The 14,251-nt window shown below is 60.3% G+C and carries 14 protein-coding genes; 7 read left to right on the forward strand and 7 right to left on the reverse strand.

All coding sequences use genetic code 11. The annotated features are described in order from the left end of the window. Positions 1-100: 100 nt before the first annotated feature. The 6 genes from pqqA (at position 101) to BXA01_RS13465 (ending at position 5,229) form a co-directional block, all read left to right on the forward strand. Complete coding sequence (gene pqqA, locus BXA01_RS13440; RefSeq protein ID WP_003444522.1) at positions 101-175, forward strand: pyrroloquinoline quinone precursor peptide PqqA; 75 nt, start codon at positions 101-103, stop codon at positions 173-175. An 81-nt stretch (positions 176-256) separates the two neighbouring features. Continuing rightward, positions 257-1,168, forward strand: coding sequence for a pyrroloquinoline quinone biosynthesis protein PqqB (gene pqqB / locus BXA01_RS13445; protein ID WP_076564356.1), 912 nt, complete (start codon positions 257-259; stop codon positions 1,166-1,168). Positions 1,169-1,307: 139 nt separating this feature from the next. Next, positions 1,308-2,060 (forward strand): pyrroloquinoline-quinone synthase PqqC, encoded by a 753-nt coding sequence (gene pqqC, locus BXA01_RS13450; protein WP_042606685.1) that lies wholly within the window; start codon positions 1,308-1,310, stop codon positions 2,058-2,060. Continuing rightward, complete coding sequence (gene pqqD, locus BXA01_RS13455) at positions 2,057-2,332, forward strand: pyrroloquinoline quinone biosynthesis peptide chaperone PqqD (protein WP_071173824.1); 276 nt, start codon at positions 2,057-2,059, stop codon at positions 2,330-2,332. Before pqqC ends, pqqD begins: the two co-directional genes overlap by 4 nt. Then, positions 2,304-3,464, forward strand: coding sequence for a pyrroloquinoline quinone biosynthesis protein PqqE (gene pqqE / locus BXA01_RS13460; RefSeq protein WP_076564357.1), 1,161 nt, complete (start codon positions 2,304-2,306; stop codon positions 3,462-3,464). Before pqqD ends, pqqE begins: the two co-directional genes overlap by 29 nt. Continuing rightward, complete coding sequence (locus BXA01_RS13465) at positions 3,430-5,229, forward strand: S9 family peptidase (RefSeq protein ID WP_076564358.1); 1,800 nt, start codon at positions 3,430-3,432, stop codon at positions 5,227-5,229. The genes pqqE and BXA01_RS13465 overlap by 35 nt, the downstream gene beginning before the upstream one ends. A gap of 141 nt (positions 5,230-5,370) precedes the next feature. Here the strand turns inward: BXA01_RS13465 and BXA01_RS13470 are convergent, their stop codons facing one another. The 4 genes from BXA01_RS13470 to BXA01_RS13485 form a co-directional block, all read right to left on the reverse strand. After that, entirely contained in the window at positions 5,371-5,529 is a 159-nt protein-coding gene (locus tag BXA01_RS13470) for a YqaE/Pmp3 family membrane protein (RefSeq protein WP_003228885.1), read from the reverse strand. Positions 5,530-5,624: 95 nt separating this feature from the next. Further along, a complete protein-coding gene (locus BXA01_RS13475; RefSeq protein ID WP_039757682.1) occupies positions 5,625-5,945 on the reverse strand; it encodes a helix-turn-helix domain-containing protein in 321 nt (106 codons plus the stop codon). Then, positions 5,938-6,294, reverse strand: a complete 357-nt coding sequence (locus BXA01_RS13480) for a type II toxin-antitoxin system RelE/ParE family toxin (protein ID WP_076564359.1) — start codon at positions 6,292-6,294, stop codon at positions 5,938-5,940. The genes BXA01_RS13475 and BXA01_RS13480 overlap by 8 nt, the downstream gene beginning before the upstream one ends. 249 nt (positions 6,295-6,543) lie before the next feature. Then, positions 6,544-7,770, reverse strand: coding sequence for an aspartate aminotransferase family protein (locus BXA01_RS13485; protein WP_076564360.1), 1,227 nt, complete (start codon positions 7,768-7,770; stop codon positions 6,544-6,546). Positions 7,771-7,939: 169 nt separating this feature from the next. Here BXA01_RS13485 and BXA01_RS13490 point away from each other — a divergent pair, with 169 nt between their 5' ends. Next, positions 7,940-8,854: a LysR family transcriptional regulator gene (locus BXA01_RS13490; RefSeq protein ID WP_076564361.1), complete on the forward strand. Its 915-nt coding sequence runs from the start codon at positions 7,940-7,942 to the stop codon at positions 8,852-8,854. A 228-nt stretch (positions 8,855-9,082) separates the two neighbouring features. Here BXA01_RS13490 and BXA01_RS13495 read toward each other — a convergent pair whose 3' ends face one another. The 3 genes from BXA01_RS13495 to BXA01_RS13505 all read right to left on the reverse strand — a co-directional run bounded on the left by BXA01_RS13495 (position 9,083) and on the right by BXA01_RS13505 (position 14,195). After that, the gene (locus BXA01_RS13495; protein ID WP_076564362.1) at positions 9,083-10,861 is read right to left on the reverse strand and encodes an acyl-CoA dehydrogenase C-terminal domain-containing protein; all 1,779 of its coding nucleotides are present in this window, start codon (positions 10,859-10,861) and stop codon (positions 9,083-9,085) included. A gap of 157 nt (positions 10,862-11,018) precedes the next feature. Beyond that, entirely contained in the window at positions 11,019-12,815 is a 1,797-nt protein-coding gene (locus BXA01_RS13500) for an acyl-CoA dehydrogenase C-terminal domain-containing protein (RefSeq protein ID WP_076564363.1), read from the reverse strand. A 90-nt stretch (positions 12,816-12,905) separates the two neighbouring features. After that, positions 12,906-14,195, reverse strand: a complete 1,290-nt coding sequence (locus BXA01_RS13505; RefSeq protein WP_076564364.1) for a GGDEF domain-containing protein — start codon at positions 14,193-14,195, stop codon at positions 12,906-12,908. Positions 14,196-14,251 lie beyond the last annotated feature (56 nt).

The raw sequence follows: 14,251 nt of genomic DNA on the forward strand, positions 1-14,251 counted from the left end.
TTTTGAGTAACATAGCCGCCTAACTAATTGGAACATCACCGCGCTGCCGTGGACTATAACTATGGATAGCGCTATCCCAACCCTCAGAAGGAGACATCTCATGGCCTGGACCAAACCTGCTTACACCGACCTGCGTATCGGCTTCGAAGTCACCATGTACTTCGCCAGCCGCTGAGTTCTGCTCACGCAGAATCGCAGTGCAACGCCTCGGCTCGCCGAGGCGTTTTATTTTCCGCGTTGAAATGATGGAGCGTTCATGTTCGTCCAGATTCTGGGTTCGGCCGCCGGTGGCGGTTTTCCGCAGTGGAACTGCAACTGCGTCAACTGCGCAGGCTTTCGCGACGGCAGCCTGAATGCCAAGGCCCGCACCCAATCGTCCATCGCCATTTCCGATGACGGCGTGAACTGGGTGCTGTGCAATGCCTCGCCGGACATCCGCGCGCAACTGCAAAGCTTCGCCCCGATGCAACCGCGCCGAGCCCTGCGCGACACCGGCATCAGCGCGATCATCCTGATGGACAGCCAGATCGACCACACCACCGGCCTGCTCAGCCTGCGCGAAGGCTGCCCGCATCAGGTGTGGTGCACGGACATGGTTCACGAAGACCTGAGCACCGGTTTTCCCCTGTTCAAGATGCTCACCCACTGGAACGGCGGGCTGGACTGGAACCGTATCGAGCTCGACCAGAGCTTCACCGTAGCCGCCTGCCCGAATCTGCGTTTCACCCCGTTGCCGTTGCGCAGCGCCGCGCCGCCGTATTCGCCGCACCGTTTCGATCCGCATCCGGGCGACAACATCGGTTTGATCGTTGAAGACCTCAACACTGGCGGCAAGCTGTTCTACGCGCCAGGGCTGGGCAAGGTCGATGCGCCGCTGCTGGAAATCATGGCGGACAGCGATTGCCTGCTGGTCGACGGCACGCTGTGGGATGACGATGAAATGCAGCGCCGTGGCGTCGGCACCCGCACCGGTCGCGAGATGGGCCATCTGGCACAGAACGGCGCCGGCGGCATGCTCGAAGTGCTGAAGCAGTTGCCCGAGCAACGCAAGGTGCTTATCCACATCAACAACACCAACCCGATCCTCGACGAGGATTCGCCGGAGCGTGCCGAACTTGCGCGGCGTGACGTTGAAGTAGCGTTTGATGGCATGAGTATCGTGCTTTAAGCAATCGAGACCGCTGCGCGGTCTATCGCGAGCAGGCTCACTCCTACAATGGAATGCGATCAACTGTGGGAGCGAGCCTGCTCGCGAAGAGGCCAGCACAGACACCAGAGATTTCCAGGGTTGTTCCCGGAGAACAGACATGACCGACACCCCGCTGTCCCCCGCCGAATTCGAAGCGGCCCTGCGCGCCAAGGGCGCCTACTACCACATCTACCACCCTTACCACGTGGCGATGTACGAAGGCCGCGCGACCCGCGAGCAGATTCAGGGCTGGGTCGCCAACCGCTTCTACTATCAGGTGAACATTCCCCTGAAGGACGCAGCGATCCTCGCCAATTGCCCGGATCGGGAAATCCGCCGCGAGTGGATTCAGCGCCTGCTCGACCACGACGGCGCACCCGGTGAAGATGGCGGCATCGAAGCCTGGCTGCGTCTGGGCCAGGCTGTTGGCCTCGACCCGGACCAATTGCGCTCCCAGGAACTGGTGCTGCCCGGCGTGCGTTTCGCCGTCGATGCCTACGTCAACTTCGCCCGTCGCGCCAGTTGGCAGGAGGCCGCCAGCAGCTCGCTGACCGAACTGTTCGCGCCGCAGATCCACCAGTCGCGCCTCGACAGCTGGCCGCAGCATTACCCGTGGATCGACCCGGCCGGTTACGAATACTTCCGCACCCGTCTCGGTCAGGCGCGGCGTGACGTCGAGCATGGGCTGGCGATCACCCTTGAGCATTACAAGACCCGCGAAGGCCAGGAGCGCATGCTGGAAATTCTCCAGTTCAAACTGGACATTCTTTGGAGCATGCTCGATGCCATGAGCATGGCCTACGAACTGAACCGTCCGCCGTATCACAGCGTGACCGAACAACGGGTCTGGCATAAAGGAATTACCTTATGAATTTCGACCGCAGCAAAGTGCCGAGCTGGCGCCCGGGCTATCGCTTCCAGTACGAACCGGCGCAAAAGGGCCATGTGTTGCTGTACCCGGAAGGCATGATCAAGCTCAACGAAACGGCCGCGCTGATTGGCGGCCTGATTGACGGTGAGCGCGATGTCGCGGCAATCATTGCCGAACTCGACAAGCAGTTCCCCGGCGTGCCCGAGCTCGGTGACGACGTCGAGCAATTCATGGAGGTTGCCCGTGAGCAACACTGGCTCACCCTTGGCTGATCTGCCGGCCAAACCGCAAGTCGGCCTGCCGCTGTGGCTGCTCGCCGAGCTGACCTACCGCTGCCCGCTGCAATGCCCGTACTGCTCCAATCCGCTGGATTTCGCCGAGCAGGGCAAAGAGCTGACCACCGAGCAATGGATCAAGGTGTTCCGCGAAGCGCGGGAGATGGGCGCGGCGCAATTGGGCTTTTCCGGCGGCGAACCGCTGGTGCGTCAGGACTTGGCCGAACTGATCCGTGAAGCGCGGCAGTTGGGTTTCTACACCAACCTGATCACCTCCGGCATTGGCCTGACCGAGCAGAAAATCAGCGACTTCAAAAAGGCCGGGCTTGATCACATCCAGATCAGTTTTCAGGCCAGCGACGAGCAAGTGAACAACCTGCTCGCGGGCTCGAAAAAGGCCTTTGCGCAGAAGCTGGAAATGGCTCGTGCGGTGAAGGCCCACGGCTACCCGATGGTGCTGAACTTCGTCACCCATCGGCACAACATCGACAAGATCGACCGCATTATCGAACTGTGCATTGCGCTGGAGGCTGACTTCGTCGAACTCGCCACTTGCCAGTTCTACGGCTGGGCGCAGCTCAACCGTGTCGGTCTGTTGCCGACCAGGGAACAACTGGTGCGCGCCGAACGCATCACCAACGAATACCGGGCCAGGCTGGAAGCCGAAGGGCATCCGTGCAAGCTGATTTTCGTCACCCCGGATTACTACGAAGAACGCCCGAAAGCCTGCATGAACGGCTGGGGCAGCATCTTCCTGACCGTCACCCCGGACGGCACCGCCCTGCCCTGCCATGGTGCCCGCCAGATGCCGGTGCAGTTTCCCAACGTGCGCGATCACAGCATGCAACACATCTGGTACGACTCGTTCGGCTTCAACCGTTTTCGCGGTTACGACTGGATGCCCGAGCCGTGCCGCTCTTGCGACGAGAAAGAAAAAGACTTCGGCGGCTGCCGCTGCCAGGCGTTCATGCTCACCGGTGATGCCAGTAATGCCGACCCGGTGTGCAGCAAGTCCGAACATCACGGCGTGATTCTCCAGGCCCGCGAAGAAGCCGAGACCGCCACTCAAACCATCGAACAATTGGCCTTTCGCAATGAACGAAACTCACGCCTCATCGCCAAGGGCTGAGCCTTTCAGCGCCGCCCAGGCCGTCGCCGCGGGAACCGACTTCGCCGAACTGCAGCTCGGCGCCCATGGCGTGTTCTGGAATGAATACCGCCCCGAGGATGCCGCGTGCCGAATCTGGCATTGGCGCGATGGCGCAGCGAAACGTCTGACGCCGGACGGCTTCAGCGTGCGTAGCCGCGTGTACGAATATGGCGGTGGTGCGTTTTGTCTGACGCCTGACGGGGTGGTTTTCGTCAATGAAGCGGATCAGCAGTTGTATCGGCAAGCGCTGGATGGCGAGCCGGTTGCGCTGACGTCGACTGACTGTCGCTATGGTGATCTGCAATTTGCCGCTGGCCGGGTATTGGCGGTTGAAGAGCAGCAGGATCGGCATCGCCTGGTGGCAATTGATCTGGCGACCGGTACGCGACAGGTGCTGGCCGAGGGTGCGGATTTTTATGCGTCACCGACGCTCAGCCCCGATGGCCAGCGGCTGGCGTGGATCGAGTGGAGTCGGCCGCATCAGCCGTGGACCTCGACGCGGTTGATGGTCGCGCAAGGCGATTTTTCTGCGCCTCGCTGTGTTGCCGGTGAGCAGATGGAGGAGTCGATCCAGCAGCCGCGATTCGACACTGATGGGCGGCTCTGTTGCCTGACGGACCGTGGCGGCTACTGGCAGCCGTGGGGCGAAACGTCTGATGGCTTGGACGCGCTACCGAGTGCCGAGGCCGATCACGCGCCCGCGCCGTGGCAGCTAGGCGGCTGCACGTGGCTGCCTGTCGGTGATCAATTTTTAGCCAGTTGGAGCGAGGATGGTTTCGGGCGCCTGGCCCTGGGAAATGAAGATTTCAGCGGTGACTACAGCCGCTTCCGCCACTTGGCGATGGATCAAAAATTCATCTATTGCATCGCTGCATCGCCGACCAGCCCGTCGGCAGTGATCGCCATTGATCGTGTCTCGCATGCCGTGAAAATCCTCGCTGGCGGCGTGGCTCCATTGCCTGCCGAACGCATCAGCCGTCCGCAGACCTTGCGTTATCCGAGCGGCTCCGGCGAGGCGCATGGTTTCTTCTACCCGGCCATGAGCGGTGAAGCGAAACCGCCGCTGGTGGTGTTTATCCACGGCGGCCCGACCTCGGCGTGCTATCCGATCCTCGATCCGCGTATCCAGTACTGGACGCAGCGCGGCTTTGCTGTCGCCGACCTCAACTATCGCGGCAGCAGTGGCTATGGTCGCGAATATCGGCAAGCGCTACATCTGCGCTGGGGCGAGGTGGATGTCGAGGATGCCTGCGCGGTGGTCAGCTATCTCGCTGGCCAAGGTTTGATCGATGGTGAGCGCGCGTTCATTCGCGGTGGAAGCGCGGGCGGGTACACGACACTGTGCGCGCTTGCGTTCAGACAGGTTTTCCGCGCAGGCGCCAGCCTCTACGGCGTCAGCGACCCGGTAGCTTTGGCACGGGCCACGCACAAGTTCGAGGGTGATTATCTGGATTGGCTGATCGGCGATCCCGAAGGAGATGCCGAACGCTATGCCGCCCGCACGCCACTGCTGCACGCAGACAACATTCGCGTGCCGGTGATTTTCTTTCAAGGTGAACTGGACGCGGTGGTCGTGCCGCAACAGACCCGCGACATGGTCGCGGCGCTGGAGCACAACGGCATCCCGGTCCAAGCGCATTACTACCCTGACGAACGCCACGGCTTTCGTCGCGCGGCTAACCAAGCGCATGCGCTGGAGCGGGAGTGGACGTTTTATCGGCGGGTGATGGGACTGACTGACTGAGCCCTCACTTTGAGACTGCGTCGCTCCAATCGCGGGCAAGCCCGCTCCCACAGGTTATTTGGTTACACAAAAATTGTGATCACTCATAACACTGTGGGAGCGGGCTTGCCCGCGATAGCTATTGATCAGACGCCACTGAACTCAACGCTTGGCGATGATATACACCGCATGCACGATCCCCGGAATGTAGCCGCACAACGTCAGCAGAATGTTCAGCCAGAACGCCCCGCCAAACCCGACCTGCAGAAACACGCCCAGTGGCGGCAAAAGAATAGCGATGATGATACGAATGAAATCCATGGGGCAGCTCCTGAATGGGGGTTGGCTCACTTGAGCCATACAAGCTAATCGACCTGCGCCGTTCGTCAGGGTTCAGTGCAATAGCTGCGTCAGGCTCAAGCGAGAATTTTCAACCCATGTTTTTGTACGATGCTCAGTAGTTTGAGCGCCATACCGCTGGGATGTTTGTCACCCGATTCCCATTGCTTGACCGTGGATGCACTGGTGTTGAGATAGCGTGCAAACACCGGCTGGCTGACCTTGTTACGCTCGCGTAGCGCCTTGATCTCCTCAGCCGGGATCGCTAAGGGAACCGATGCCAGACAGGAGTCATCGAATTCTCGCATCGTTGCTTTGTTGATTGCTCCGACAGCAAGCAACGCCCCGGCTGATTCGTGTATCGATTCAAAGACTTCACTTTTGAATTTCTTACTCATGACATACCTCCACAAACTCCTTCATCGCCAACAAGTCGCTGATCTGCTCTTCGGTCAGTTGCGCATAAACCATTACCAATTTACGTAAATCCTTCAATTCTGTTGGCGTGATATTGCTTTGATCCTGCTTGGCGAAAAGCACTTGGTAGATCCAGTAATGTCCACCTTTTGCCAAAACAATCGAACGGTGGCGGTTCGCCTTCAAGCGCTTCTTCCACACGCCTCCGCCAAGATCGTCCGCCTGTCCCTGAAGCATCTGGTGAAACGCCTCCTGCAACTCTTCATCTGTGATCCACGCCCTGCTGGCCTGGAGAGCGAAGCGTTTGGTCTTGAACAACCTCAATGGCATAGGTATCCCTTCCAAAAACATACCACCCAGTGGTACAGATCGCAAAACGGCTTTTTCGGTGATACCGATCAGGCCGTGGCCGCATCCCTTGCTGGCATTCTCTAAAAGACCATCCGCGGTACGATCCCTCAAGCTCTAAATCCCGTCTGTAAAACCCGGCCACAAAAAAACGCCCCACGCCAAAAGAATCAGGCGTGGGGCGTGCGTTATACCGCGAGACGGTTCGGGTAATCGGTTGGGGTGCTCAGCTCAGACGGCAATGCCCTTGCGGCATTGCACTTGGGCGGTGCGCACTCGCGAGAAGGCGCGGCCCAGGCGCAGGAGCATTTCGTCGATGTTGGCTTTGCTGACAGTGAGTGCCGGGGTGAAGCGCAGGCAGTCAGGCTGCGCGGCGTTCAATATCAGGCCTTCGTTAAGTGCAGCATGGACGACGGCGTCGGCGCATTCGTCGGACAGCGTAAACCCGTAAAACAGGCCTTGGCCGCGCAATTCGCCGTGGCCGTAGCGGTATGCCAGTCGTGACAGACCTTCGCGCAAATGCTGGCCGCTGTCGTTAACATGCTGGAGGAAGCTGCGGTCATGGATGCTGTCGAGCACTACCAGACCGGCCGCCGTGATCAAGGCGTTGCCGTGATGGGTGCCGCTCAGCTCGCCGGTGGCAAAGCAGCAGGCCTTGCCTCGCGCCAGCAAGGCCGCCAGCGGCAAGCCGCCGCCAAGACCTTTGCCGAGCACGACGATATCGGCGCGAATCCCGTAGGACTGTTCGGCAAGCAAGCTGCCGCAGCGGCCCATACCCGTCTGCACTTCGTCGAGAATCAGCAGAATGCCCAGGTCACGACACAGTCGCTCGACCCCTTTGAGGTAATGCTCGGTCGCCGGAATGACCCCGGCATCGCTCTGGATCGGCTCCAGCATGATCGCCACGGTCTGCGCGTCCACCGCCGCATGCAGCGCCGGCAGGTCGTTGAATGGCACTCGATCAATCGTCGCCAGATTGCGGCCATGACAACCCTGCTCAGCCATGATGATCCGCGAGGCGCCGCCGCGATGCAGCTGCCCCCATTTGCGCGCCAGTTTGATTGCCGCCTCACAAGCCTCGGCGCCACTGTTGAGCAGGTAGGCCTGATCGCTGGACGTGCTGGCGCACAAACGTTCGGCGAGGCTGAGCATGCCGCGATTATGCAGATTGCAGCCGGGATTGATCAGCGCCTGGGCCTGATTGGCGATGGCTTTGACCAGCGCCGTGGGGCTGTGGCCAAGGCTGTTGGCGCCGCCTGCCTGGGAAAAGTCGAGGTAGGCGCGATCATTGCTGTCCCACAGCCAGGAACCCTGGCCGCGAACGAACACTTGTTGCGGCCGATCGACGCTGGGCATCAGGCGTTGAGCATGGAGGTGGTCGCTCAAGGCGGATGGCCCCGCCTCGAAGGTGAGGTCATCCAGACTCGGCGTCTGGCGCCGCAAACTGAACAGATTCATGCGGAAAAACCTCGCTGGAGGTTTTTTGAACTGCCTATGTAATCACGAACGAAGCAAATGGAATTCGTCACGCTTTCTGGCCCTGCAAGCCTTGTGAATGCGGTTAGACTAGGCGCGCAAACGGCTCCAGGCCATTTCGATTTCACAGCCATTTCGATAAGCGCTACTTATGGATTTCAAACAACTGCGTTATTTCGTCGCGGTCTACGAAGAAGGCCATGTCGGCCGTGCGGCTGAGCGCCTCTCGATCTCGCAACCAGCGCTGTCGCAACAGATCCGTCAGTTGGAGCAGAACCTCGACGTCACCCTGTTCGAACGCAGCAGTAAACGCCTGCTGCCGACCCTCGCTGCGCATACGCTGTACAACCACGCGTTGCCATTGCTCGATGGCTTGCAGCGGGCGCGCGAGGCATTGGGTAATTTCAAGGGGCAGGCGTTGCGCACCCTGGCGATCGGTGTGCTGCAAACCGTGCACACCAGCCTTGTGCCGCAAATGCTCGAGCGTGTGCGTAAGGCGCAGCCGCATCTGGTGGTGCAGATCTATGAACTTACGGGGCTGGAAATCGAGCGGCGTCTGCTCAATGGTTCGCTGGACATCGGCATCAGCTATCTGCCGCCGCGCCAACCCGGTTTGCACGGGGTGTTGCTGTATGAAGACGAACTGACGCTGGTGATCCCGGCAGACCATCCGTTGCGCGAGTTCAAGAAAGTCTCGATGCGCCAGGCTGCTGAGCTGCCAATGCTGCTGCTCGGTGAGGAGTTTCAGATTCGGCAGATCTGGCAGGCACAACTGACCAGCCTCGGTCGACGCCCGCAGGTGCAGGCCGAGCTGAACAATATGTTGGGGATTCTCGACAGCCTGCCGCACACCAGGCTGGCAACGGTGCTACCGGGACGTTCGCAAAAGGACTACGACGATGAAGATCTGCTGTGGAAACCGCTGAGCGAGCCACGGGTGCCGTTGCAAGTTGGCCTGGTGTGCCGTGATGTACAACGCCAGCAAGCCTCGTTGGCATTGCTGCGGACATTGCTTGAAGAGGTGATCGATCGCGAAATGAAGCCGCCTCTCGATCCGCTTGCCTGAAACTTTTCTTCAGGCAAAAGAAAACCCCGCCGAAGCGGGGCTTTGCAGACTGTTTCCCTGACATCCATTTCACTCCGCCACCTTGGCAGAATCCTACGTGTCCGTGTTGTTTACTTTGCGCTTCCTGCGCGACGTCCATGAAATGTAGATTAGCCGTGGATCCAATATACGGATATGGGAGAACAGCAGCACGTCACGTAAGCAAATGCTTACATGACGTCTACAGGATCAGAACTGCGCCGCATCCAGCAGGAACAGCGACTCGCTACCGGCCTTGACCGACGCGCTCAACGAGTGGATACGCGGCAGCAAACGGGCGAAATAGAAGCGTGCGGTGCCCAGCTTGCTCGCATAGAAATCATCTTGCGTTTCCTTGCCCAGCGAGGCTTTGGCCATCAACGCCCACATGTAGGCGTAAGCGGTGTATCCGAATGCTTGCAAATATTCGACCGAGGCCGCGCCGATTTCGTTCGGATTGTTTTTCGCCCGGTCCAGCAGCCACGCGGTCAGCTCGTCGAGGGTGTCGACGGCATCGTTCAGCGGCTTGGTGAACTCGCCCAGATCGGCGCTTGCAGTGGCGGTGAAATGACGGATCTCGTCAGCGAACAGTTGGTAGAACGCGCCGCCACTGCCAACGATCTTGCGCCCGACCAGGTCCAGCGCCTGAATGCCGTTGGTGCCTTCGTAGATCTGGGTGATGCGCACATCGCGCACCAGTTGTTCCTGGCCCCACTCGCGGATGTAGCCGTGGCCACCAAAAATCTGCTGGCCGTGGACGGTGGTTTCCAGACCCAGGTCGGTCAGGAAGGCTTTCGCTACCGGCGTCAGCAACGCCACCAGATCTTCCGCGCGCTTGCGAGTGGTCGCGTCTTCGCTGAACTTGGCGGTGTCCAGTTGCATCGCCACGTAAGTGGAGAACGCACGGCCGCCTTCGTTCGAGGCTTTCATGGTCAGCAGCATGCGTCGCACGTCCGGGTGGACGATGATCGGGTCAGCGACTTTGTCCTTGTTCTGCGCGCCGGTCGGCGAACGGCTCTGCAGACGATCGCGCGCGTATTCAACAGCGTTCTGATAAGAGCGCTCGCCCGTGGCCAGGCCTTGAATACCAACACCCAGGCGCTCGTAGTTCATCATGGTGAACATCGCCGCCAGGCCTTTGTTCGGCTCGCCGACCAGATAGCCGACGGCTTCGTCGAAGTTCATCACGCAGGTCGCCGAGGCCTGAATGCCCATCTTGTGCTCGATCGAGCCACAGTTGGCCGGGTTGCGCGCACCGAGGCTGCCGTCGGCATTGACCATGAACTTCGGCACCAGGAACAGCGAAATACCTTTTGGACCGGCCGGCGCGTCAGGCAGCTTGGCCAGTACTAGGTGAATGATGTTTTCGGTGAGGTCGTGCTCGCCGCCAGTGATGAAGATCTTGGTGCCGCTGACCTTGTAGGAACCATCGGCCTGAGGTTCGGCTTTGGTGCGGATGATGCCCAGGTCGGTGCCGGCGTGCGGCTCGGTCAGGCACATGGAGCCGGCCCAGATGCCGGCGTACATGTTCGGCAGGTACGCAGCTTTCAGTTCTTCGCTGGCATGCGCATTGATCGACAGGCAGGCGCCGGCGGTCAGCATCGGGTACAGACCGAACGCGAGGCTGGCGGAGTTGACCATTTCTTCGACCTGGGCCGACACGGCTTTGGGCATGCCCATGCCGCCGTAGGCCGGATCACCGCCGACGCCGACCCAACCGCCTTCGGCATAAGTCTGATAGGCCTGTGGGAAACCGGCCGGCGTGGTGACGGCACCGTCCGCCCAATGGCAACCTTCCTCGTCAGCGGCACGGCTCAGCGGCGCGATGCTTTTGCTGGTGACCTTGCCGGCCTCTTCGAGAATCGCTTCAACGGTTTCGGCGTCGACGGTCTCGGCCAGCGCCGGCAGCTCGGCCCAGAGTTTGGCGACTTCGAACACTTCATTGAGGACGAAGCGCATATCGCGCAGCGGCGCTTTGTAGTCAGCCATGGCAAACCTCGCAAGATCTAAACAGGTGGTTCGTGGAATGATGTTTTCGTTGATCCGGAGTGTACCTCAACAACTTTTGCGACACATAGGGTCAACCGGTGACTGATTTGTTATTTTTAGTCACCGGAAAAAGATCGCCGCGATCTTTCGATCTGCCCTACAAAGCAAACGCCTCCGCCGGCAAATTCATCAAACAATCACTGCCCGCCTCGATCGCTGCCTGATGCGCAGCCGTACGCGGCAACAAACGCTTGAAGTAGAACTCGCACGTCGCCAGTTTGCCCTTGAGGAAATCAGCCTCACCCTCGCCCGCCTCCAGCTGTGCCTGCGTAACCAACGCCATGCGCAGCCACAGGTAGCCAAGGATGATGTAGCCGCTGTACATCAGGTAATCCACCGATGCGGCGCCGACTTCGTCCGGGTTCTTCATGGCGGCCATGCCGACCTTCATGGTCAGGTCGCCCCACTGTTGATTGAGCCCGTTGAGTTGCGCGACGAAGCCGCCCAATTGCGCGTGGTCGGCGTTCGCTGCGCAGAACTTGTGGACGATCTTGGTAAAGCCCCGCAGCAGCTTGCCCTGACTGCCCAGCACCTTGCGCCCGAGCAGGTCCAGCGCCTGAATGCCATTGGTGCCTTCGTAGATCGGCGCAATCCGGCAATCGCGCACCAGTTGCTCCATGCCCCACTCACGAATGAAACCGTGGCCGCCGAACACTTGCATGCCGTGATTGGTCACTTCCAGCCCGGTGTCGGTCATGAACGCCTTGCAGATCGGCGTGAGGAACGCCAACAGGTCTTCGGCTTCCTGACGCGCCTCGGCGTCGCTGCTCAGGTGCGCGACATCGAGCATCTGCGCGGTGAAATAGGTCAGCGCGCGGTTGCCTTCGTTGAAGGCTTTCATGGTCAGCAACATGCGCCGCACATCGGGGTGGACGATGATCGGGTCGGCAGGTTTTTCCGGGGCCTTGGCGCCGGTCAGCGCGCGCATCTGCAGGCGGTCGTTGGCGTACTTGATCGCACCCTGAAAACTCGCCTCGCCCAGACACAGCCCTTGCATGCCGGTGCCGAGCCGCGCGTGGTTCATCATGGTGAACATGCAGTTGAGGCCTTTGTTCGGCTCGCCGATCAGGTAACCGGTGGCGGCATCGAAGTTCAGCACGCAGGTGGCTGAAGCCTTGATGCCCATCTTGTGCTCGATCGAGCCGCAGGAAACGCCATTGCGCTCTCCCGCTTCGCCTGCTGCATCGGGCAGGAACTTGGGCACGATAAACAGGGAAATGCCCTTGGTTCCGGCCGGTGCGTCCGGCAGCTTGGCCAGGACCAGATGGATGATGTTGTCGCTCAGGTCATGCTCGCCGGCGGAAATGAAAATCTTGCTGCCGGTGATCGCGTAGCTGCCGTCGGCCCGGGGCACCGCGCGAGTCTTGATGATGCCCAGATCGGTGCCGCAGTGGGCTTCGGTCAGGCACATGGTGCCGGTCCACTGGCCAGCGGTGAGTTTGCTCAGGTAGGTGTCTTTCTGCTCGGCGGTACCGTGGGCGTGGATCGCCGACATCGCGCCGTGGGTCAGGCCGGGGTACATGCCCCAGGACGTGTTGCTGGAGCCGACCATCTCGCTGATCACCAGCCCCAGCGAGCTCGGCAACCCTTGGCCACCGTAAGCCGGATCGGCCGCCAATCCATGCCAGCCGCCCTCGACATATTGTGCGAAGGCCTGCTTGAAGCCTGTAGGCGTTGTGACCACGCCGTTGTCGAAATGGCAGCCCTCTTCATCGCCGCTGCGATTGAGCGGGGCCAGCACGTTCTCGCAGAACTTCGCGCCTTCTTCGAGGATCGCGCTGATCATGTCCGGGCTGGCGTCATGCGCGCCGAGAGTGGCGTAGTTGGTATGGAAGTCGAAGACGTGATCGATCAGAAAGCGCATGTCGCGCAGGGGAGCTTTGTACTCGGGCATGGTGGCTTCTCCGTCAGCAGATTCCTCCAACCTACTGCTGGCCACCACGCGCGACAATCACTGTGCAGGCGCTGAATGCGCCGTCATCACTCAACCCGCAGCAGCGTCCATGCGCACCGCGCCACGGCGGTTCTGCCCGAACGCCATGACGCAGTTACGCCCGGCGCCCTTGGCGCTGTACAACGCCTGGTCGGCGGACTTGAGCACTTCTTCAGGGGTGCGCTGCTCGACACGTTCGGCGACGCCGATACTCACCGTCACCGACACCGCCGAAGCCCCGGAACCGCTACGGCGCTGGCGACCTTGCTGATCATCCTGCGGGCGGTTTTCCTGGTTGCGTAGCTGAATGCTGTAGGAGGCGATCGACTCACGGATCACTTCCAGGTGCGGCATGCATTCCTCAAGGGTTTTGCCTGCAAACACCAAGGCAAATTCCTCACCGCCGTAGCGATACGCCCTACCGCCACCGCTGATCTTCGATAGTTTACTGGCGACCAGGCGCAGCACCTGGTCACCGACATCGTGGCCATGGGTGTCGTTGAATTTCTTGAAGTGATCGACGTCGCTCATCGCCAACACATAGTTGCGCCCCAGACGCTGCATGCGCTCGTTGAGCGCGCGACGTCCCGGCAGACCGGTGAGCTCGTCGCGGAAGGCCATTTGATAGGCCTCATGCGCAACGGCGGCGGCGATCATCAGCATCACCTGGCTGCACATGATGTTCAGGGTGAACGGCAGAATGAAGGTCTTCGGCAGCATCCAGAACACCCCGAGCAAGCCGACCAGTTGCGCCGCATGCAACGGACGCGGGTTGCGCCAGTATTGCCAGGCCAGCAGCAGGAAGGCCGAGATGAACACCGGATAGGACAACTGGATCAGACTCATCCATGCCCCATGCAGCGCCGGCCAGCGGATCTCCGACAGCCACAGCAGTAGCGCCTGTGGGTAACTTTGCTCCAGGCCCAGCGCCACGCTGCCAAACGCTAGCAGCACAGCGAACCGGGCAACCATGTCCTGAAAAAGATGGGTACGTTCCTGCCATGCGGCGAATAATCCGAACAACAGCGGCAGCAGCAGGCAGACCAGATGAAACACCACCGCAGCGTCCTCGCGAACCTTGCCGTTGTCGCGGTAGAAATCGGTCTGGGTGTCCAGCAGAAAGTAGGCGATGTACACCGTGAGCATCAGAAACAGTTCGCGCTGACGTCGATACACCGCGCAATACGCGCCACCGAGGAGCAGAACCAATGTCGGCAGAACGTTGAACAGCGACGTGAAAAACACGCTGAGGTCTTTGACGTACGCAGCCGCCAGCCCCGCAAGCAATAACAGCAGTGATGGCACGAAATGGCTGAAACGTACAGCGGAAGAACGCGGCAAGGGTAAGCTCCGACCCGTCATAGCAAAGAGATGGCATTGTGCCTGCAAAGTGCGGC

It is taken from the genome of Pseudomonas sp. B10, from assembly GCF_900156235.1.
Classification (GTDB): Bacteria; Pseudomonadota; Gammaproteobacteria; order Pseudomonadales; family Pseudomonadaceae; genus Aquipseudomonas; species Aquipseudomonas siliginis.